21 protein-coding genes are annotated in these 21,372 nt (G+C 31.1%); 5 read left to right on the top strand and 16 right to left on the bottom strand.

The features are described 5' to 3' along the window. Positions 1–53 precede the first annotated feature (53 nt). The 4 genes from ACQY6M_RS00960 to ACQY6M_RS00945 all read right to left on the bottom strand — a co-directional run bounded on the left by ACQY6M_RS00960 (position 54) and on the right by ACQY6M_RS00945 (position 2,441). Positions 54–851 carry an anti-sigma factor gene (locus ACQY6M_RS00960; RefSeq protein WP_428742827.1) on the bottom strand — a complete coding sequence of 266 codons (798 nt, stop codon included), beginning with the start codon at positions 849–851 and terminating at the stop codon, positions 54–56. Then, positions 851–1,378 carry an RNA polymerase sigma factor gene (locus ACQY6M_RS00955; protein WP_428742826.1) on the bottom strand — a complete coding sequence of 176 codons (528 nt, stop codon included), beginning with the start codon at positions 1,376–1,378 and terminating at the stop codon, positions 851–853. Before ACQY6M_RS00955 ends, ACQY6M_RS00960 begins: the two co-directional genes overlap by 1 nt. 34 nt (positions 1,379–1,412) lie before the next feature. Then, positions 1,413–1,979, bottom strand: coding sequence for a YdeI/OmpD-associated family protein (locus tag ACQY6M_RS00950; protein WP_428742825.1), 567 nt, complete (start codon positions 1,977–1,979; stop codon positions 1,413–1,415). 78 nt (positions 1,980–2,057) lie between these two features. Continuing rightward, entirely contained in the window at positions 2,058–2,441 is a 384-nt protein-coding gene (locus ACQY6M_RS00945; protein ID WP_428742824.1) for a DUF6249 domain-containing protein, read from the bottom strand. A gap of 138 nt (positions 2,442–2,579) precedes the next feature. Between ACQY6M_RS00945 and ACQY6M_RS00940 the strand changes: the two genes are divergently transcribed. Then, complete coding sequence (locus ACQY6M_RS00940) at positions 2,580–3,164, top strand: RNA polymerase sigma factor (RefSeq protein ID WP_428742823.1); 585 nt, start codon at positions 2,580–2,582, stop codon at positions 3,162–3,164. Continuing rightward, positions 3,151–3,564, top strand: coding sequence for a hypothetical protein (locus ACQY6M_RS00935; RefSeq protein ID WP_428742822.1), 414 nt, complete (start codon positions 3,151–3,153; stop codon positions 3,562–3,564). The genes ACQY6M_RS00940 and ACQY6M_RS00935 overlap by 14 nt, the downstream gene beginning before the upstream one ends. Positions 3,565–3,617: 53 nt before the next feature. On the opposite strand, the gene ACQY6M_RS00930 is transcribed toward ACQY6M_RS00935, so the two are convergent. From ACQY6M_RS00930 to htpG, 5 genes are all read right to left on the bottom strand, one after another. Further along, on the bottom strand, positions 3,618–5,435 hold the full coding sequence (locus ACQY6M_RS00930; protein ID WP_428742821.1) for a DUF885 domain-containing protein: 1,818 nt from the start codon (positions 5,433–5,435) through the stop codon (positions 3,618–3,620). A 38-nt stretch (positions 5,436–5,473) separates the two neighbouring features. Continuing rightward, entirely contained in the window at positions 5,474–6,178 is a 705-nt protein-coding gene (locus ACQY6M_RS00925; protein WP_428742820.1) for a hypothetical protein, read from the bottom strand. Positions 6,179–6,182: 4 nt separating this feature from the next. Continuing rightward, a complete protein-coding gene (locus ACQY6M_RS00920; protein WP_428742819.1) occupies positions 6,183–8,102 on the bottom strand; it encodes a YncE family protein in 1,920 nt (639 codons plus the stop codon). Between the two features lie 186 nt (positions 8,103–8,288). Next, positions 8,289–8,909 (bottom strand): SGNH/GDSL hydrolase family protein, encoded by a 621-nt coding sequence (locus tag ACQY6M_RS00915; RefSeq protein WP_428742818.1) that lies wholly within the window; start codon positions 8,907–8,909, stop codon positions 8,289–8,291. A 123-nt stretch (positions 8,910–9,032) separates the two neighbouring features. Then, positions 9,033–10,946, bottom strand: coding sequence for a molecular chaperone HtpG (gene htpG, locus ACQY6M_RS00910; RefSeq protein WP_428742817.1), 1,914 nt, complete (start codon positions 10,944–10,946; stop codon positions 9,033–9,035). A 176-nt stretch (positions 10,947–11,122) separates the two neighbouring features. Between htpG and ACQY6M_RS00905 the strand changes: the two genes are divergently transcribed. Further along, positions 11,123–12,133 (top strand): 3-oxoacyl-ACP synthase III family protein, encoded by a 1,011-nt coding sequence (locus tag ACQY6M_RS00905; RefSeq protein ID WP_428742816.1) that lies wholly within the window; start codon positions 11,123–11,125, stop codon positions 12,131–12,133. 86 nt (positions 12,134–12,219) lie between these two features. On the opposite strand, the gene ACQY6M_RS00900 is transcribed toward ACQY6M_RS00905, so the two are convergent. Beyond that, positions 12,220–14,616: a TonB-dependent receptor domain-containing protein gene (locus tag ACQY6M_RS00900; RefSeq protein WP_428742815.1), complete on the bottom strand. Its 2,397-nt coding sequence runs from the start codon at positions 14,614–14,616 to the stop codon at positions 12,220–12,222. 95 nt (positions 14,617–14,711) lie between these two features. Between ACQY6M_RS00900 and ACQY6M_RS00895 the strand changes: the two genes are divergently transcribed. After that, positions 14,712–15,074: a CoA-binding protein gene (locus ACQY6M_RS00895; RefSeq protein WP_428742814.1), complete on the top strand. Its 363-nt coding sequence runs from the start codon at positions 14,712–14,714 to the stop codon at positions 15,072–15,074. Here the strand turns inward: ACQY6M_RS00895 and ACQY6M_RS00890 are convergent. From ACQY6M_RS00890 to pyrR, 5 genes are read right to left on the bottom strand one after another with little or no spacing between them, the layout of a single operon-like run. Further along, complete coding sequence (locus tag ACQY6M_RS00890; protein WP_428742813.1) at positions 15,071–16,012, bottom strand: ribonuclease Z; 942 nt, start codon at positions 16,010–16,012, stop codon at positions 15,071–15,073. The genes ACQY6M_RS00895 and ACQY6M_RS00890 overlap by 4 nt on opposite strands. Beyond that, positions 16,013–16,333 carry a T9SS type A sorting domain-containing protein gene (locus ACQY6M_RS00885; RefSeq protein WP_428742812.1) on the bottom strand — a complete coding sequence of 107 codons (321 nt, stop codon included), beginning with the start codon at positions 16,331–16,333 and terminating at the stop codon, positions 16,013–16,015. A gap of 43 nt (positions 16,334–16,376) precedes the next feature. After that, positions 16,377–16,709, bottom strand: coding sequence for a hypothetical protein (locus tag ACQY6M_RS00880; protein ID WP_428742811.1), 333 nt, complete (start codon positions 16,707–16,709; stop codon positions 16,377–16,379). Between the two features lie 2 nt (positions 16,710–16,711). After that, the gene (locus ACQY6M_RS00875; protein ID WP_428742810.1) at positions 16,712–17,644 is read right to left on the bottom strand and encodes an aspartate carbamoyltransferase catalytic subunit; all 933 of its coding nucleotides are present in this window, start codon (positions 17,642–17,644) and stop codon (positions 16,712–16,714) included. A 24-nt stretch (positions 17,645–17,668) separates the two neighbouring features. Beyond that, positions 17,669–18,223 (bottom strand): bifunctional pyr operon transcriptional regulator/uracil phosphoribosyltransferase PyrR, encoded by a 555-nt coding sequence (gene pyrR, locus ACQY6M_RS00870; protein ID WP_428742809.1) that lies wholly within the window; start codon positions 18,221–18,223, stop codon positions 17,669–17,671. A 236-nt stretch (positions 18,224–18,459) separates the two neighbouring features. Between pyrR and ACQY6M_RS00865 the strand changes: the two genes are divergently transcribed. Continuing rightward, positions 18,460–20,352: a SulP family inorganic anion transporter gene (locus tag ACQY6M_RS00865; protein ID WP_428742808.1), complete on the top strand. Its 1,893-nt coding sequence runs from the start codon at positions 18,460–18,462 to the stop codon at positions 20,350–20,352. Positions 20,353–20,415: 63 nt separating this feature from the next. Here ACQY6M_RS00865 and ACQY6M_RS00860 read toward each other — a convergent pair whose 3' ends face one another. Continuing rightward, positions 20,416–21,357, bottom strand: coding sequence for a hydrogen peroxide-inducible genes activator (locus ACQY6M_RS00860; protein WP_428742807.1), 942 nt, complete (start codon positions 21,355–21,357; stop codon positions 20,416–20,418). Positions 21,358–21,372: the final 15 nt, after the last annotated feature.

The raw sequence follows: 21,372 nt of genomic DNA, 5'->3' as shown, positions 1-21,372 counted from the left end.
GATGAATGACAACAAAAATATAGCCGCTTTAGCGGCTATATCCATTTATAAATTTATACTGCTCCAAGAGTATATAATTGTTCTAAAGTTGGCGATTCACTACCACCAGCTGGTTCTAAAGTAATTCCGAAGGCTTGTGAATCGTTCGGGTTGTTTATGGTAAATATTTTATTTTCATTAGCAACAAAACCATCTAAAACACCAAGGCTAGTAGGAGATAGCGGATTAAGTTTTAAAGACCAAACTTGATATACTTTTCCTTCTGGAGGATCAGGTAACCCTTGAACATCTAAGTAAATGCTTTTAGTGTTTTTATTCCAGTAAACTTTAGCATAAGCTTCTGGATATACATTTTGACCTTGTAAAGGAACAGTTATAATATCTTTATTTCTAATTACAGCAAGTAATTTTTTATTCTCAGCTAAATTAGAATTTGTTTTATCTAGTTGAATTTCAAATTGTTCTTTAGCTTCATTAATACTCTTTATTTGCCCTTGTAAATTAGCATTTTTGTTTAAAGACAAGATTAAGGTACTACCTACAACTAGAGCTGCTGCCCACCCTGTATAAGTTATCCAATTTCTCTTAGAAGTTCTTATGGCAATAACTTTAGCTGAGTCTTCTTTTTCTTGTAATATTTTAATTAAAATATCTTTAAAAAAGGTTTTGGTATTTTTAGGAGCAACATGAGAAGTAAGGATAGAAATTGATTTTTCAATTTCTTTTATTTCTTCCAAAATTTCAGGATGCTCTATTATTAAACGATATACTTGCTCGTTTTCTTTTTCAGAAAGTGCTCCAGCAATGTATAGCTCTAAAATCCCAGATTCTATGTGTTTATTAGCGGCCATTATTTAAGCATGGTTCTTAATTCGTTAATACAATTTCTATTTCTAGTTTTAACAGTTCCTAGGGGGATATTTAAACTTTCCGAAACTTCTTTTTGTGTAAAACCTTTAAAGTAGAGGAGTTCTATAACTTTAATACAAGTTTCTTTTAGTTTGCTCACAAATTTTTTAATACCAATAGCATTTGTTTTTGAGTCCAAACTATCGTCGTTTTCTATTATATCTACGAAATTTTCAGCATCAAGGTTTTTTAAATTGTTCTTAAAATTTTTAGAACGAATTTTATCAATAGCTGCATTTCGGGCAATATTGATAATCCATGTAAAAAAGCGCCCTTTTTTCTCTGAATAAGTTTCAGCATTATTCCACGCTTTTATAAAAACATCTTGGGTAATTTCTTCAGCAATGGATTGTTCTCTAACAATGTTAAATACGATGCCTTGTACACTTTCATTATACATTTCGTATAAAGCTTCAAAAGCTTTTACATCTTTGGTTTTAAATTTTTGGACGAGGGATTCTAGTTGCATATAGTTGATTGATTGGATTACAAAATACTAAAAATCATCTAGATTTTTGATTAATAGTACACAAACGGACGATTTCATAAATTCGTTTTGTTCTTGTATCTTCTCTTTTAGCTTGACTTAACCAATACAAATAGCCTTTACGGTAAGAAGGTGCAAAATTTTGATAGTTGCTAAATGCAGTAGGATTTTTATCAAATTCAACTTGTAAATCTTCTGGAACAATCAAGTTTTCTACTGAGTCTAAAGCCGACCAAGATCCGTTTTCTTTAGCAATTTCAATAGAAGAAATTCCAGAAGTATGCATTAAATCCTCTGCAATTAATTCATCAATATATTTCTTATTTAAAGCGCTCCATACACTTTTAGGTTTTCGAGGACAGAAATATTGACGTCGTTTACCGTTACCTAAACTTTTTACGGTGCTATCAATCCATCCAAAACACAAAGCTACTTTAACTGCTTCTTCCCAACGCATACTAGGTTGAACAGATTCTACTTTGTATAAAATTAAATGCACTCCGTCACTTTCGTTATGGTTTTCTAATAACCACTCACGCCATTCAGTGTCTGTTTTAAAATAAAGATGAGGTTTGTTATTCATATTACTAATGTACAAAACAAAAAAGAGAATGAAATTTACTTCATTCTCTTTTAGCTTATTTATTTTGAGTAGATAAGTTTATTCGTTGTCTAGTTTTTTAGTTTGATTAAATCCAATTAATAAGGCTCCTCCAGCACATAAGAAGATAGATGCAATAAAGAAAACTTCTGAGTCTATAGCATCAGCTGGACGTGTTTCCCATGGACCGTTATAACCAAAGAAAGAACTTAAAATGGCACCTAATAAAACACCAACGCCAATTCCCATTGCTAATAATGCTAAGTTTAAGATAATCACTCTACCGGTTAAAGTTGAACGCTTTTTTTCCCCTTGCATAAAAATTTTGGCATCTACACCCTTTTCAATTAAAGCTAAACGTTCTTTATTTCTTGTTGAATAATACAAGTAAAAGATTCCGAAGATTACTGCAAATAAGAACATAAATACAATTGCTGCTTCCATATTTTTGAATTTAAAATGATTATTTTTAATGTGTTTGCAAGTATGACAGCTATATCTGAAAAAAGGTTACAGAAAAAAACATTTTTTTTTTGATGTATAGTTGTAACCTTTTAAAGTTAAATACAGTCAAAGTATAAAATGACTATTATTAACGACCAAGTTTATATTGATAAAATCCTTAAAGGAGATGCGAATGCTTATGCTTTTTTAGTAGAAAGGTATAAGACAATGGTATTTACATTGGCGTTAAAAATGGTAAAGAGTAGAGAAGAAGCCGAAGAAGTTTCTCAAGATACTTTTATAAAAGCATATAAAAACTTAAATAAGTTTAAAGGAGAATCAAAATTTTCTACATGGTTATATAAGATAGCTTATAGAACTTGTTTAGATGCTTTAAAAAAGACCAAGGAACGATATAATATAGATGTTATTGATGAAGTAACTATTCATAAAATAAAAGCTGCAGATACTATTTTAGAAGGAATTGAGCGTAAAGAAAGAGCACAAGTACTAAATAGTTGTTTATTGAGTATGCCAGAGGAGGAGCGTTCTATTTTGTGGATGTTTTATTTTGAAGAATTAAGTTTGAAAGAAATAATAGAAATAACAGATTTTTCGGAAGCGAATGTAAAAGTGAAGTTACATAGGGCTAGAAAAATGTTGTTGAGTATAGTAGAGAAAAATGTAGAACCTGAATTGATAAGTCATTATGGGAGAAAATAAACATATAGAAGAGTTGAGTGCTTTTACAAAAAAGCATATCAAAGATATAGAGACAGAAACTCCACGAGTAGATTTTACCGCAAATATTATGGAGACTATCTTGAAAGAAGAAAAGACTTTGGTTTATAAGGCGACTCCACTAATATCTAAAAAAGTGTGGTTTATACTAGTTAGCATATTGTTGATTAGTATTTTGTACGTGTCTCAAGGTACTTCGTTAGGTTGGTTGCAAGTTCCAGAACTAAAAATGGAGTATTTATCTCATATTCAATTTCCTAATTTCTTTGAAGGAGTTACAATTTCACATACTGTATTATATACCAGCTTCTTATTTACAGTAATGATTTTTATTCAGATTTATGTTCTCAAAAACCATTTTACGAAACACTTAAATTCATAAAAAAAACCGCTTTGAAAACTCAAAGCGGATTTTTAATAGTAATAAGTTGTGAATTATTGCTTTTGAGAAGCAATCCACTTGTCAATTTTGTTTTCTAACAACGCTAGAGGAATACATCCAGTTTCTAAAACTTGATTATGGAATTCTTTAATGTCGAATTTATCACCTAATTCCTTTTTAGCCTTAGCTCGTAATTCACGGATTTTTAATTGTCCTATTTTATATGATAATGCTTGTCCAGGATTCGCCATGTAACGTTCAATTTCAGAGATAATACTTGCTTCACTTTCCGCTTCGTTATCTAATGAATATTGAATTGCTTTTTCACGACTCCAACCTTTAGCATGTATTCCTGTATCAACTACTAAACGAATCGCTCGGTGCATTTCCATACCTAACATTCCAAAATATTGATACGGATCGGTATATAAACCTAATTCTTTTCCTAAGTTTTCAGTATACAATGCCCAACCTTCACCATAAGCACTGTACCATAAAGTTTTTCTAAAATCTGGTAAGTCTTCATTTTCTTGCGTTAATGAAATTTGATAATGGTGCCCTGGAATAGCCTCGTGTAAAAATAAAGCTTCATCAGAAAATACATTGTATTTAGTAGCATCAGGAATTGGTGTATAGAAAACTCCTGGGCGAGTTCCATCTAACGAACCTGGGTTGTATTCAGCACTTGCTGATGCTTCTCTGAATTTTTCAGTTTGTTTTACCACAAATGGAGTTTTTGGCTTGTTACCAAATAACTTTTCTAATTGTGGTTTCATTTTTTCGTGAATCGCATTAAAGTTATCAATAATTTGTTGCGGTTCGGTATAAGGCATTAATTCTTTGTTGTTACGAACAAAATCAAAGAATTCTTTTAAGCTTCCTTCAAAACCAACTTGTTCTTTTACCTTTTCCATTTCTGATAAAATTCGAGCAACTTCTTTCAGTCCTAATTCATGAATTTCATCAGCAGTCATGTTGGTAGTCGTATAATTTTTGATAGCGTGTTGATAGTATGCTGTTCCGTTAGGAATATCTGAAATACCACTACTTTCTCTACCAGCAGCTAAATAATCACTTTTTAAGAATTCATACATAGCTTTGAATGAAGGAATTAATTTATCATTCAATATATTAGTATAAGCCTCTGTTAATCTAGTTTTGTCGGCATCGGAAAAATCAGCAGGTAAAGCATTTATCGGAGAATAAAATAAATGCTCAGAAAAATCAGTAACTCCTTCAGATGACTTTTTTACAACAGTTAAGCTTTCGAATTGAGGAATTACTTTTTGGATTAATGATTTTGGTAAAACATACCCTTCTTCGATTCCTTGTTGCATGCGTTCTTTAGCCGATTGTAGCCAAGTGTTATATTTGTCCAATCTACTTAACCAATTGTCGTAATCTTCAACTGTTTTAAAAGGTTGTGCACTACTACCACTTGCCAATTGCCCCATCGTAAGGTTAATTGTCCACATTTGGTTAATAGGCATTAATAAGTCATTTTTATAACCAGCTTGTGCCAATGCCATATCACAATCCCAACCCAATACAGCTTTGCTCATTTGTTGACTTTCGGTTAAGTCAGCATCTTTAAAACTATTGAGTTTAGTTTTGTAATTTTTGAAAAACTCATTGCTTTTTGCTTGATATTCGTCTGAAAGCGTGTTAGGAAATTGATCGTTAAAACGATTGTCACCTGCAAAAGTTGCACTTACAGGGTTTAATTGTAGTTTTCCTTCGTTATAGTCTTTTAGCAACTGATTAAACTCCATATTTTCAGGTGCAGGAGTGTTAACCGCTTCTTTTTTTTCTTGTTTACAAGAAGTAATAAGTGTAGCGGTAGCTACTATGGTTAAGAGGATTTTCTTCATGGTTTTGTTTTTGAATTTGTTGATGTGAATATATGGTTTTATTTAAGAATAGGTATAATTATGCCCATCCCAACATTAAAACCAGTCCAGTCAGTAGTAACTTTATCTCCATTTTTATTAATAAGATGTGCGTTAGGTATTTCTTTAGAGTTTAATTTACCATTAATATAAACATCGAATCCAATAGATGTTTTAAGAGTAAAAAAAGCTATAGGTATGTTATAAGAAAGTTCTACACCACCACCAAAATCTGTGGAGTTAAAATTAAGTTTATCATTGTTTATAGTATTAGCTATTTTATTTTCATTATTTATTTGTAAATTCGAAAAAGTGAGTAACGCTTTGAATCCAGTAAGTAATTTCCCTTTTCCAATTCTTTTTAACTCTTTTTCATACATAACTCCAATAGTTGAACCTTTTAATTCATTTGTAAGCCTTATGTAACCCGAGAAGTCAGAATAAGAAGACTTTGCTCCTGAGACTCTATGACTATAAAAGATAGATGTATTAAACTTGTTAAATTTAATACCAAAATTAAAGCCATAGTTAGAGTTAAAATTATCTGTAGTCTTTATATTATCAAAAGGAATATCATTTGTTAATTCGTTGTGAAATTCTTTTAAAGATTGGTGAGAGAGAAAACCAATTTTAAAATCAGAAAAAACTTCAAGTTTTTGGCTAAAAGTGTTTGAGTAATTAACAAAAACCATAAATAAAAATAAATAATATTTTCTTGTAAGCATTTTTTTAGTAGTTATCAAAATAAATTCCTTTTGTATGTATTAGTCTGTTGTTTAGTAAATGAAAAATATAGTCTATATCATTATAACTGAAAGGTATACTTGCATGTTTAGTGCTTTCAGAAAAAAAAGTTTTAAGTTGATTCGTATTCAAATCAAAAATAGCATTGTATCCGTTTTGTTGTACCAAGACTTTTTGTGATTGCAAATCAAAATCAATTTTTGGTTCAACTCCAAAGTCGAAGGAAGTAGTAATGTTAGTCTCAATATCTAAAACAGTAACAGTTCCGTTATTTTGGTAAATTGCGAGATGATCATAAAAATGTATTCTAGATGCTTTAATTTCAGATATTTTGATTAGGCTGCCACCATTTATTTTATAAATAGATCCATTAGAAGATACGTAATCAGGTATAAATACATATTTACCATCATTTGAAAGGGTTCCTCCAGAAAGAGGAAATGTATTTGATGGGAGATTAATTTTTTGACTATGTATTAAAGTATTTGTTAAAATATTTTTTACTTCTATAGAGTAGTTTGAAATATTAAATGTATATAGAATATTTCCTCTTAAAATATATCTTTTGTTATCGTAGATTTCACCTACAAAACTATTAATGATGTTTAAATTAACATAATCAATTTCATAGGTTCCGTTACTGGTTTCTACATGAAGGTTGTTGTTAATAGTATTTATGTTAAAGGTTTTTTTTGTAAAATAATAAGAATCAGCATAAGAGTCTTCTAGAATTCTTTTTTTACGTATAAATTCCATAGAACCAGAGTATTCATAAATATAATAAGTAAAACCTTTATCGGTTTTATTTTCAGCTATAAGCGAATAGTAATTATAATTAATTGGGTTATAAACAATACCTAAAGAGTATAAATGATTATAATCAAATAAACCAAAAGTATTTGGATCTAATTCTAAATCCCAAATTGATAGAGCTACAAAAGAGCTATTTTCTTTAATAGGTTTAATAACACAATAATATTTTTTGCCAATAGCATAAGGTAAATTAATTATATACTCTCCCCCTAAACTTGAAGCTTTAAAGTTTTCAGTACCATGATAGATGTCAAACTTCTCAAAATTATTGTATAAAGGGTGTTTTTTCCAAACAAGTTTATAACTATCATTATTGACATATGATAATTGTACATTAACCCAATTAGGGTCACACTTTAGAGTTCTTGATGAACCATGTAATTTAGTATATTGATTAGAGTAGCCAATAGAATAAGTTACTTGTGAGTATGAATCAAAATAAGCTGAATTAGAGTTTGCTTCAAATAAAACAGTAGTTTTATCTATGTACTTTTTTGATTCTAATTCTAGTTTGCTTAAAGGGATTTGAATTTCTTTGTATTTAAATTTTAAATTTAAAAAAGCGTTGTCATAATCAACCCCATTAATTTGATCCCATTTTACAGTTATACTACCATTTTCAACTATTACATCTGTAATAGAAGGAGGAGTGCTAGGATTTCGTTTAACTTCAAAAGAGAATTCTTGAGTTTTTGTTAAAATCTCTTTTTGTATTTGATCACTTAAGCTTCCAGAACCAGAGGTAAAAGTGTGAGTAATTTTAATTATATGTTTACCATCATTGTACCTAGAGGGAAATAGAGTAAAAGAGCCTTTACTTATTTTAAAGTCTGAGTAAATTTTTTCATTATCAAGAAAAACTTCAGATTTTAATGTGATTTGATTAGGCATACCTTTAAAGATATATTCTAAAGTAGTTTCATCATTAATGACTTCATCATTATTAAAATTTAGAATAGTAATTTCACTATCATTGATTGAGGGGATTTTTATATCAACATAATAATCATCTGAAAAGTCATATGAACATTTTGATAAGTAAAAACATAAAAAACTAATAAAAATTAATTTTAAGGTCTTGTGAAAATTCATGTTTATTTAGCAATTATTTTAATTAAAGGCAAAAATATATTTTCTGGTAAGTTTGATAGAAAAAACCTTTATATTTTTCATAAAAAATTATGAAATTAGTGTACTAAGACTTAAAGTAAATAATCAATTATATTTTTAGTGTAATTTTAATTAGAGTTAATAAAAGTAGAACTAAAAAAGTAAAGTTTAAGATGTTAATTGTGATTTACTGAATATAGCCTCTTTAATCAGGTTAAAAGCTTTTTCATGTCCCTTTGCGTTAGGATGCACTCCATCATAGGTGAGTAAATCCTCTTTAGTAATGTTAAATTTGCTATGTACATCAATAAAGTGAATATTTTGCTTTTGCGCGATTGATAATAGCATGTCATTATATTTTACAACGTCTTCTATAGCTCTCTTCTTTGTAGTGCTCTCTTCTTCTAATATAGGAAGTATATTGATTAAATAGACAGTTGCCTTTTGTTTTAAGGCATGGTCAATACACAAATTAAGATTATCGCGAAATTTTTCTAAGGAAACAGTGTTTTTGTCATTTAACAAAGCAATATCATTGGTACCATAGGCTAGTGTTACAATATTGTTTCCATCTTTCAAGAGTCTTGTATCAAATTCATTTACAAACCTTTTGACTAAACCTTCTGTGGTTTCCCCTCCAATACCCATATTGAAAACACAAATTTCATTTTTTCTGTTTTTTAGAAAAAGTTCCATGCAATAAGCTTTCAAGCGGTTTGCCCAACCTCCTTTTTCACTATCATTTTCGCCTCTAGTTATACTATCTCCAAAACAAATAATATGTGTCATAATCTCAGTTTGATATTAGCTTTTTTTAGTGAAACGAATCTAATGTATTTTGTAGAGAATTAAAACCAAAAACCTCTCTGTATAAACAAAGAGGCTTTTAAATTTATCTATGGAAATTCTCCATTATTTAATTAGTTCATATGAACGTTTGATAAAGTTGGTTAACTCTTCACCATGTAATAAGTTTTGAGATAATTTAGCTAAATCAAATGCTTGTGTAACTAATTGTTTTTGCTTGTCTTCATCAGCATTTAAAATTTCTGATACTAACTCGTGGTTGGTGTTTACTACCAAATTGTACATTTCTGGTAAATTACCCATTCCCATCATTCCGCCACCACCAGTAGCACTCATTTCTTTCATACGACGCATAAATTCTGGTACGGTAATTATAAAAGGAGAAGCATTAGAATCCATCGCTTCTAATTGTACTGTATAGCTTGTGTTGTTTACAGCTTCTTCGATAACTGGCTTTAATTTCTCTTTTTCTTCGTCAGAAAGTTTAGAAATTACTGTATCGTCTTTCTTAATTAAATTGTCAATGTGGTCAGCATCTACACGTTTAAATTGTACTTTAGCATCACCAGACTCCATTTCTAATTTTTGCATTAAATGCGAAACGATAGGAGAGTCTAACAATAATACTTCGTATCCTTTTGCTTTTGCATCTTCAATATAACTGTGTTGCGCATCTTTGTGTGCAGCATATAAGATGATATGATTTCCGTCTTTGTCCGTCTGAGCATCTTTGGTTTTTTCAACTAATTCATCAAACGTAAAGAACTTGTTATCAACAGTAGGATATAAGGCAAACTTCTTCGCTTTATCAAAGAATTTTTCTTCAGATAGCATTCCGTATTCAATAATAACCTTGATATCGTTCCATTTTTGTTCAAAATCTTCACGGTTATTTTTGAATAAAGAAGAAAGTTTGTCTGCTACTTTTTTAGTAATGTATCCAGAGATTTTTTTAACAGCTCCGTCTGCTTGTAAATAAGAACGAGAAACGTTTAATGGAATGTCAGGAGAATCAATTACCCCTTTTAACATTTGTAAGAAATCAGGAACGATTCCTTCTACGTTATCCGTAACAAATACTTGGTTTTGGTATAATTGGATTTTATCCTTTTGCATATCCAAGTTCTGTGTTAACTTAGGGAAATATAAGATTCCTGTTAAATTGAATGGATAATCAACATTTAAATGAATGTGGAATAAAGACTCTTCAAATTGCATTGGATACAACTCACGGTAGAAGTTTTTATAATCTTCATCTTCTAAATCTGCTGGCTTTTTTGTCCATGCAGGTTCCGTATTGTTAATGATATTGTCAACTTCAATTTGTTTGTGAGGTTCGGTAACTTCTTTACCATCCTCATCTTTTGTAGTTTGTGGAGTAAAGTCAGGATCATTTATTTTCTTTGTTCCAAATTTAATTGGCACTTGATTAAAACGATTGTATTTGGTTAGTAATCCACGAATTTTACCTTCTTCTAAAAACTCAGTAGAATCTTCAGCAATATGTAATACGATTTCAGTACCTCTGTCAGACTTGTCGTGTTCTACTAAAGTATATTCTGGCGAACCATCACATGTCCAGTGAGCAGCAGGCTCGTCTTTAAACGATTTGGTAAAAATTTCAACTTTATCAGCTACCATAAAAGCCGAGTAGAAACCTAACCCGAAGTGACCAATAACACCTGTTTCGTTTTTATCGTCCTTGTATTTTTCTAAGAATTCTTCAGCACCAGAAAAGGCAATTTGATTAATGTATTTTTCAACCTCTTCCATAGTCATACCAATTCCTTGGTCTTTAATAGTTAAGGTTTTTGCATCTTTATCAATACTTATTTCAATTTTAGCATCGCCTAATTCTGTTTTTGCTTCACCAATTGAGATAAGGTGTTTTAATTTAGTTGTAGCGTCAGTTCCGTTAGAAATTAACTCACGTAAAAAGATTTCGTGATCAGAATATAAGAATTTTTTAATCAGAGGAAAAATATTTTCAACTGACACATTAATGTTTCCTTTACTCATAATTATATATTTTATTTATGTATAACTTTAAAATATTATTTTCTGAAAAGGATTAGTCAAAAAAAATACCAAAGAAAGTTTTATGACAAACTGACACTTTTTGTGCGAATTACATAAAATTCATACTTTTACAAGCTTTTAATTTGCTAACAACAAAATAATCAATATAAAAATATATGTATAGTTCAAAAATTACAGGATTAGGTTATTATGTTCCTGAGAACGTAGTGACTAACGATGATTTGACTCAGTTTATGGAGACGAGCGATGAGTGGATTCAAGAGAGAACTGGTATCAAGGAACGTCGTTGGATAGATCCAAAAACATCAGATGATTCTACATCAGTGATGGGAGCCAAAGCCGCAAAAATTGCGATTGAGCGTGCTGGTTTGACAAAAGATGATATTGATTTTATCATTTTTGCTACGTTGAGTCCTGAATTATATTTTCCGGGAGGAGGAGTGCAAATACAAGATTTGTTAGATATGCCAACAGTTGGTGCTTTAGATGTACGAAATCAATGCTCTGGATTTATTTATTCACTTTCTGTAGCAGATCAATTCATTAAAACAGGAATGTATAAAAATGTTTTAGTAATTGGTTCTGAAAACCACTCTGGAGGTTTAGAGCGTTCTACCCGTGGTCGTGGAGTAACGGTAATTTTTGGAGATGGAGCAGGAGCAGCTGTTTTATCACGTTCGGAAGAAGAAGGAAAAGGGGTTTTATCATCTCATTTACATTCAGAAGGAAAATATGCAAAAGAATTAATGTTAGAAGGTCCTTCAACAGGTCGCTGGGTTCCTGAAATTATGGAAGCGAATGATCCTGATGATACTTCTTACTATCCTTATATGAATGGTCAATTTGTGTTTAAACATGCAGTAGTTCGTTTTTCAGAAGCTATAATGGAAGGTTTACAAGCAAACGGACTGCAAAAAGAAGATATTGATATGTTAATTCCGCATCAAGCGAATTTGCGTATTGCACAGTTCATTCAGAAAAAATTCCAATTGTCAGATGACAAGGTGTATAATAACATTACAAAGTATGGTAACACTACTGCAGCATCAGTTATTATAGCATTAACAGAGGCTTGGGAAAAAGGGAAAATCAACGAAGGAGATTTGGTAATACTAGCTGCTTTTGGAAGTGGATTTACTTGGGGATCAGTTGTGATTCGTTGGTAATTTTTACCTTAATATATATAACATAAAAAATCCGAAGTATTAACTTCGGATTTTTTGTTGTTAGGGAATCTTCTGAAAATTGATTTCTATAGGAAACCTCCGCCTCCTTGAGCATCATTATTGTCACGTCTTTTTCTTGAACGGGCTTTGTTTTTACCCCCTCCAAATCTATAGTTAAATCCGATGTAAGCGGTTCTGCTTTCCCATTTAAAGCGTCCATTTTGAACAAAAGGTCTAGTAGAATCAAACTTAAATCTCATGGTATTAAAAATGTCATTTACTCTAAGATTGATGTCTCCTTTTCCTTTAAGGATGCTATAGTTGGCACCAATGTTAACCATTTTCATTGGATCTACATCCCATTGAATATCTTTTCTAGGTCCTCTATACATAGCAAATAATTGTAAGCGTAATTTCTTTGAGACTGTAAAATTGTTGCTAATTCTTGCGTTAAAAATATCAGCTTTAACTTCGGTAGTAGGAGCATTAGGGTCGCTTAAATCTGTAGTTCCAAACTGCTTTTGAGAGTAGTAGTCCATACTAGCGTTTGCTCTCCACCATTTAGCAATTTTGTAGTTAGCAGAAAACTCTAAACCGTAAGCATCAGTATCATCAAAATTGGCAAAAGTTAAAATTTGTCTTACATCAGTATCGTCACTTGGGTCTTTGTAAGTAGCTCTGTTAATTACATCATTAATGTTTCTGTAAAAACTTCCTATGGTAATAGATCCACCTTTTATTTTTCTGGTATAATTGAATTCAACTGAATTTGTAAATTGAGGTACAAGATCTGGGTTACCTACAGAAGTAATTAATGGAGTACTCCATTCTCTAATAGGATTTACTTGTCCAATACTTGGTCTATCCACTCTTTTACTATAACTTAATTGAAATTGATCATTTTCGTTAGGATTAAAGGTAAGAAAAGCTGATGGGTATACAGTAAAAATATCATCTGTAACAGTTTCTGTAGGTTCTCCTTCTTGGTTAAAAACACCTTTTATTTTATACTGCTCAAAACGTGCACCTACTTGCATGTCTAGCTTGCCAAATTTGTGATTATAATTAGCATAAGCTGAGTAAACATCTCTATCATAAGTAAAAGAAGAATTGTTAAAGTTAATCTGAGTAGTAAGGTTGGTATTATCAGTTTTATTTATTCGATATTCAGCACCTAACTCTAATTTTCCATTTTCAGAAACAGGATTTGTATAGTCTAAATTTAAAAGTGTACTCTCTCTTTTATTACTGATGTCATTAATATAATCTGGTTGAGAGCCTTCTAAAAATCTATTTTCTAAAAAATTTGGAGAGTCATTTTTAGAAAAATTAGCTTCAAATTCTATGTTATGACCTTCTTTAGCAAACTCATGTTTATAATTTAAGTTATAAGCTTGGTTATGACTATCATTATCTTGTGTGTTAGGAGAGTGTTCAATTAAATCACCGTTATTATCAGTAATTATTGCGCGTCCACTAGCATTACTTTTGAACCAATTTTGAGTAGTATAAAGAGATAAAGTGTTTTTGTCATCTAAATAAATATCTGCTCCAACTTTAATTAAGTGAGATTCGTTGTCATTGGTAAAAATAAAATCTTGGTTGTTGACTCCTGGTCTATTAACATAACCATAGTTGTAACGATCTCCACCATTAAATCCATAATTACCAAAGAAGTTAACTTTTCCTGTTTTATAATTCATATTTGTTGAAGCATTGTAACGAACATAATGACCAGCTTCAATACCAGTATTTATAGAACCATTAAATCCCATGTTGGCATTTTTATTCAAAATAATGTTAATAATACCACTCATTCCTTCTGGGTTGTACTTAGCAGAAGGGTTGGTTATTAACTCAACACTTTTGATAGATGAAGAAGGAATTTGCTTTAAAAGCTCAGAAGCAGGAATGTTAGTTGGTTTACCGTCTACTAATACACGTACATTTTCATTACCACGTAAACTGATGTTTCCAGTTTGGCTATCAACACTTACTGATTGTACATTATTTAATAATTCAGAGGCAGTAGCTCCTGCTGAAGTTAAATCTTTACCTACATTAATAACCTTTCTGTCTACTTTTTGAGTTACTGAAGAAGTTTCTGCACGAACTTCAACTTCATCTAAAGTGGTACTATCTTCTTCAAGACTTATAGTTCCTAAATTAATTTTACTCGATTTTCGATCTACTAAAACGGGCTTTGTAAAAGTTTTGTAACCTATAAATTGAACTTCAACAGTATTGTTACCTTCTGGAATATTCTTTATAGAAAACAGTCCATTATCATCAGTAATTCCACCAGTAATAACTTTTTTGGCAGCATCTTTGATTATTATATTAACATAAGGAAGTGGTTGTTGGGTGTTTTGATCAATGACCTTACCAGAAATGACCCCTGGTTTCGGGAGATTACTCTTGGGCATTTGTGCATATATGCTTGTACAGAATACAGTTAAAAGCACTAGAAATATGTTTTTCATTTGGGTATTTTTAGAATTGTTTTGATGCTTAATAGACTGTTTGTACTGTATCTTTGTTACTCAGATTAACAGAGTTTAACGTATTCTTAACAAATATGAATAAAACAACATTAGTATTAGGAGCTTCTATAAACCCGAACAGGTATGCTAATATTGCAATTAAAAGATTGATAGATAAAGATGTACCTGTTTTAGCTATTGGGTCGAGAAGAGGTAGAGTACTAGATGTTACTATTGAGACTGAAAAAATAATATTCAAAAATGTTGATACAGTTACTCTGTATTTAAATCCTGAACACCAAAAAGAATATTATGACTATATAATTAGTTTGAAGCCTAGAAGGGTTATTTTCAATCCAGGGACAGAAAATAAAGAGTTTTCTGATAAGTTAAAAGATAATGGTATAGCTTTTATAGAAGCTTGTACATTGGTACTTTTATCTACGAATCAGTATTAGTTTAAAATTTCAATAGGAAATGAATTGGTGCTGTAAAGTTTTCCTGCTTCTGCTAATTCAACATTTTCAAAAACGGTTTGTGCTTCTGCCTTAAAGTCATTTAAATTATCATATCTGCTGGAATAATGACCAATTATAAGTTTACCTACATTTGCCTGCTTAGCTATTAAACCAGCTTGTTCAGAGGTAGAGTGTTTTGTTTTTTCACATAAATCCTCTCTGTCTTTTAAAAAGGTAGCTTCATGATATAACAAGTCCACTCCTTTAATTACAGGAACAATATCTGGTTTGTATGCAGTATCGCTACAAAATGCATAACTCAAAGGTTTAGGCGGATCAATAGTTAATTCATCGTTAGGGATAACCTCGCCTGAAGAAAGCACAAAATCTTTTCCAGCTTTGATGTTGTGAAAATCACAGGTTTCTATTTCATCGTACTGTTGAATGTTTTCAATGTGTAGTTTTCTCGGTTTAGGTTTTTCAGTAAATAAGAAACCATTGGTGTACACTCTATGATCTAAGGGAATAGTTCTCACCAAAACCTTATCATCTTCAAAAATTAACTCGCTTTCTTTAGAGTCTAATTCATGAAAAATGATTGGATATTTAGTCCAAGATTTTGAAAGCTGCAACTGAAGAGTTGTTACTTTTTTAATTCCTTTAGGGCCATAAATATGAAGCTCTTTTTCTCTATTTAAGAGACCAAAAGTAGCGATTAATCCAACTAAGCCAAAAAAATGATCGCCATGTAAATGAGAGATGAAAATATGGTTGATTTTAGAAAAACCAACCTTATATTTTCGCATTTGTCGTTGTGTACCCTCACCGCAATCGATTAAAAAATGACGATTGTTAATCTCTAAATATTGAGCAGTAGGGTATGCATTAACTCTTGGAGTTGCAGAATGGCAACCTAAAATAGTTAATTGTAAACTCATTTATCTTATCACAAAGCGTTTTGATATTATCTCTTTATTACTTTGTATTGCGTAAATGTACATTCCTGACTTTAAATCGTTACGTTGAAATGGAAAAGAGTTACGTCCTTTAACAACCTTAAGTTCTTTGTTAAAAACAGTTTTACCTAACACATTTCTTACTGTTAAAATAACAGTTTGTTCAGTGTTAGCATTAAAATAAATAGTAGTACTATTTGTAAAAGGGTTAGGGGATGCAACTAACTTCTCTATCGATTTTTCTTGTGAAAAACCAACTGCAATTGTCAAGAAGAAAGTTAAAAATAGTATTTTTTTTACCATAGATTATCATTTAGGGGGAATGAATAATTATTAAAAAATATGCTTAAAAGCCCAAATCACGTTGAATATTTTCCATCTCTATTACATCTTCCGCCTCCACTAAAGTAGGAACGATGTTAAAAGTATCAGGAAAATCATCAATAGTAACATCTTTATATATTATAACAAAAGATGTGCCATTGTCTTGGTGTTCATGTGCGTATTTCAAAAATAGCAAAATATTTTCGTTAGTGGTATTATATTTTTCTGAAATTTGAATAATCAGGTTTTTTCCTGTGTAATTATTGTATTCATTTTCAAAGTTTTTAATAAAGTCTGAAAAAGAATTTTCATCAGAAACAATGTGTGTATACTCTTTTGTATGGGTTGTTTTCATGACTATCTTTTTATTTGTTGTGCTAACAAATAAATAACTGCCATTCGTACAGCTACTCCGTTTTCTACTTGATTTAAAATAATTGATTGGCTGCTATCGGCAACATCACTTGTTAGTTCTACTCCACGGTTTATAGGTCCTGGGTGCATAATAACTATCTTTTTGTCAAGGTTATCTAAAATTTCCTTGTTAATTCCAAAAAGTTGTGTGTATTCTCTAGTCGAAGGGAAATATTTAATATCCATACGTTCGTGTTGTACACGTAAAACATTTGCCACATCACACCATTCTAAAGCTTTTTTAAGGTTGTTTTCTACTTCAACTCCTAAACTAGAAATATAGCGTGGAATTAATGTAGTAGGACCACAAACTTTTACTTTAGCTCCTTGTAGTTGCAAAGCGAAAATATTTGACAAGGCTACACGAGAATGCAATACATCACCTACAATTACAATCTTTTTCCCTTTTAAATCGCTATTCAAAGCTTCACGCATTGAAAAACTATCCAATAAAGCTTGTGTTGGGTGTTCGTGTGTACCATCACCAGCATTGATAATTTTTGCATCTACATGTTTTGATAAGAAAATTCCAGCTCCCACATTTGAATGACGCATGACAACAATATCAACTTTCATTGATAAAATGTTGTTTACAGTATCAATTAAAGTTTCTCCTTTTTTTACTGAAGATTGCCCAGCAGAAAAATTAATAACATCTGCAGATAAACGCTTTTCAGCTAATTCAAAAGAAAGTTTTGTACGTGTGCTATTTTCAAAAAATAAATTAGCAATTGTAATATCACGTAATGAAGGAACCTTTTTTATAGGTCGGTTAATGACTTCTTTAAAATGAGCAGCAGTTTCAAAAATAAGCTCAAGGTCATTTTTGTTAAGGTATTTAATTCCTAATAAATGTTCAACGCTTAACTGCTTCATCTTAGTTTGTTTTTTTAATCATAACTAGTCAAGCTTTGTAGGCTTGGGTTCAAGGTAAATTGTGTCTTCTTTATGAGTTTCTTGCCAGTTAACAACTACTTTTTCTTCGTTGATGGCATCTACTTGCCTTCCTCTGTAATTAGGTTGAATTGGTAAATGACGACTAAAACGGCGGTCAATTAATACCAATAATTCAATGCTATCAGGTCTACCATACGACTGCAATGCTGTTAAAGCACTTCGCACGCTTCTTCCTGAGTATAAAACATCATCAATAATTACCACTTTTTTGTCTTCAATCAAAAAGTCAATTTGTGTTGAAGTGGCTTCTAGTGGTGCTTCTCTTCTGCGAAAATCATCACGATAAAAAGTAATATCTAAAAAGCCTAATTGTAAGTCTTTAATATGATATTCATCTTTTAATAATTTAGCTAAACGATTAGCTAAATAAGTACCTCTAGGTTGTAATCCTATTAAAACGGTATTTGAAAAATCGTTGTGATTCTCGATTAACTGACAAGCTAATCGATGCAGAATGATTTCAATTTCTTTCGAAGTAAGTAGTATTTTTCTGCTCATGTTTTGCTACCAAATTGGTTTGATAGTTCAACATTCAAAATTACGGCAAAAAATAAAGTTGACAAAATTAAACTTAATGAAACGTAAAAGGATGTCTATAAAATAATCTTTACATTTGCCCACTTTTACTCACTTAGTTGAGATTTAAAGGCTGCGGGACTCAAAAACAGATATAATTAATTAAGATTCGTAAGCTTTTAACTAAATGTAGTTAGTTTATAAAGACGCTTAAAATTATGATGAAATATATTAAAGGTAACAAGATAAATATAAAAGATGACTCATTAGCAGGTATTACGGTTTCTTTGGCAATGATTCCTGAAGTAGTAGCTTTTGCTTTTGTGGCTCAAATTAGTCCTATTGTAGCACTTTTTGGAGCTTTTGTAATAGGAATAACTTCAGCTTTATTTGGAGGTAGACCAGGTTTGATTTCTGGTGCAGCAGGTGCAGTAGCTGTGATTTTTGTATATATGATACAAGAAGGGCATGCGAAAGGTTTGTTGTTTGATACACCTGTAGAAAATATGGGGTATTTCTATTTACTAGCGGCTGTAGTTCTTATGGGAATTATTCAAGTTGTGGCAGGAGTATTTAAACTAGGTAAGTTAGTACGATTAATTCCACATCCTGTAATGATGGGATTTGTGAACGGTTTAGCAGTTGTTATTTTTATAGCTCAGTTAGGGATGTTTAAAGAAAATAAGAAAGATATTTTCGGACAAAACATGCGTAAAACTGAATCGAAAGAATTAGTGTATAAGGTTACAGATGGAGAGGTAAGAGATTTAGTTTCTGATGCAGCTTTGTTTTCTATCAAAGGAAATTCAATCATCAATAATCAAACAAATCAAGAAGTTTTTGTAAAGTCAGATACTCAGGTATTTGACGCACAAACCAAAAAGGTAGTTTATAATATTGATAATAACGGATTTTATTCAGTAAAAGATAAAGGAGTATCAAAAGCTACCTTACAAGGAACCAAATTATATACAATGGTTGGATTGGTATTACTAACGATGCTAATTATTTGGTTGTTACCTAAACTAACTACAAAAGTTCCAGCAGCACTAACTGCTATTTTAATTGTTTCATTAGTTTCAATTTTTGGTGGATTAGAATCTATCAATGTAGGAGATTTTATTAGAGATGGTGGAGGAGCCGGTTTAAATGGTTTTGACGAGATTTCAAAAAAGATGAACTTATTAGAGCTTTGGAGTAATTTACCGTTCAATTTAGATACTTTAAAGTTCATAGCGCCTTATGCTTTCTTAGCAGCATCAGTTGGTTTAATTGAGACCTTGATGACCATGAATTTAGTAGATGAGTTAACCGATTCTAGAGGTGATGGAAATAAGGAATGTATAGCACAAGGAGCAGGAAATATGTTAAGTGGATTGTTTGGAGGTACTGGTGGTTGTGGTATGATTGGTCAAACAGTAATTAATGTTAATGCTGGTGGTAGAGGGCGTTTATCTGGAGTAATGATGGCGGTTACCTTATTAATCTTCATTTTGTTTGCAGATAAATATATTGAACAAGTGCCTATTGCGGCTTTGGTAGGAGTGATGTTTATGATGGTGATTGATACGTTTGCGTGGTCGAGTTTTAGAATTATGAATAAAATACCAAAATCGGATGCTATTGTATTAATTATAGTGTCGGCGGTGACCGTAATTTTCGATTTAGCGATTGCAGTATTTGTTGGAGTTATAATTTCTGCTTTAGTTTTTGCTTGGGAAAATGCAAAGAAAATTAGAGCAAGAAAACGTTTTAAAGAAGACGGAACAAAAATATACGAAATCTGGGGACCTTTGTTCTTTGGAAGTATTACAACTTTTAATGAGAAGTTTGATATAAAGAATGATCCAGATACTGTTGAGATTGATTTTGTAGAATCTCGTGTATCAGATCACTCAGCTATTGAAGCGATTTTCTTATTGGTTGAAAAATACCAAGCAGCAGGAAAAAAAGTTACTCTAAAACATTTAAGTGAAGATTGTAAGGTGTTACTGTACAAAGCAAGCCCTATTTTCGCAGATGTTATAGAAGAGGCGGTGGATGATCCTCGTTATCATTTGGCAGCCAATCCGGAAAATTTCCCGAAGCCGTTGTCAGAATATGAATTCTAATAAAAAATCCCGCAAATAGCGGGATTTTCTGTTTACTGTATCAAGTAGTCTTTTTTCTAAAAACTAATTCTTATGAATAGGACTGATGATTTCTACATCACTAAATGCTATTGCGCCTCTAATAACACCATCAATAGTATTTTTTAAAGCTTCAATTAATTGCATTTTTAATTGCGATTTATGATAAATCAAACTTACCTCACGAGCTGGAGGTGGAGTTTCAAATTCACGTAAATGCGTTTTGTCACTTTCATTTAAATCCAATGTATTTAAATAAGGAAGTAAGGTCATTCCTAACCCATCTTTTGATAGTTTTATTAAGGTATCAAAACTTCCACTTTCTAATTGAAAATGATGTGTAGTACTTCTTTTGTTGGTTCTGCATAAATTAATAACACTGTCTTTAAAGCAGTGTCCATCTTCTAACAGTAAAATGTCATCAATTTCTAAGTCATCAACTTTAATTTTTTTCTGCTTAAATAATCGATGTTCATTTGGTATTAAACCAACAAAAGGTTCGTAATAAAGCACACGTTCTTTAATAGCTTCATTTTCTAAAGGAGTAGCAGCAATAGCAGCATCAATATGTCCATCAGTTAATTTTCTAATAATTTCTTCTGTGGTTAACTCTTCTATTACTAACTGTACTTTTGGGTAAGTTTTACTGAATGTTTTTAAAAACATAGGTAGTAGTGTAGGCATAATAGTAGGTATAATTCCTAATTTAAACTCTCCACCTACATATCCTTTTTGCTGATGTACAATATCGATAATTCGATTGCTTTCATCCACAATAACTTTGGCTTGTTCCACAATACGTTTACCAACTTCAGTTAATTCTATAGGTTTTTTTGAACGATTAAAAATTTTAGCATCTAATTCTTCTTCTAACTTTTGAATTTGCATACTAAGTGTTGGTTGCGTAACAAAACAATGTTCAGCGGCAATTGTAAAGTTTTTATATTCAGCTACAGCAAGAGTATATTTTAATTGCGTTATAGTCATTAGTATAATAATTTT

The sequence above is a fragment of the Tenacibaculum sp. genome (genome assembly GCF_050290165.1).
GTDB lineage: Bacteria > Bacteroidota > Bacteroidia > Flavobacteriales > Flavobacteriaceae > Polaribacter.
This window is presented reverse-complemented; position numbering and strand designations above follow the sequence as displayed.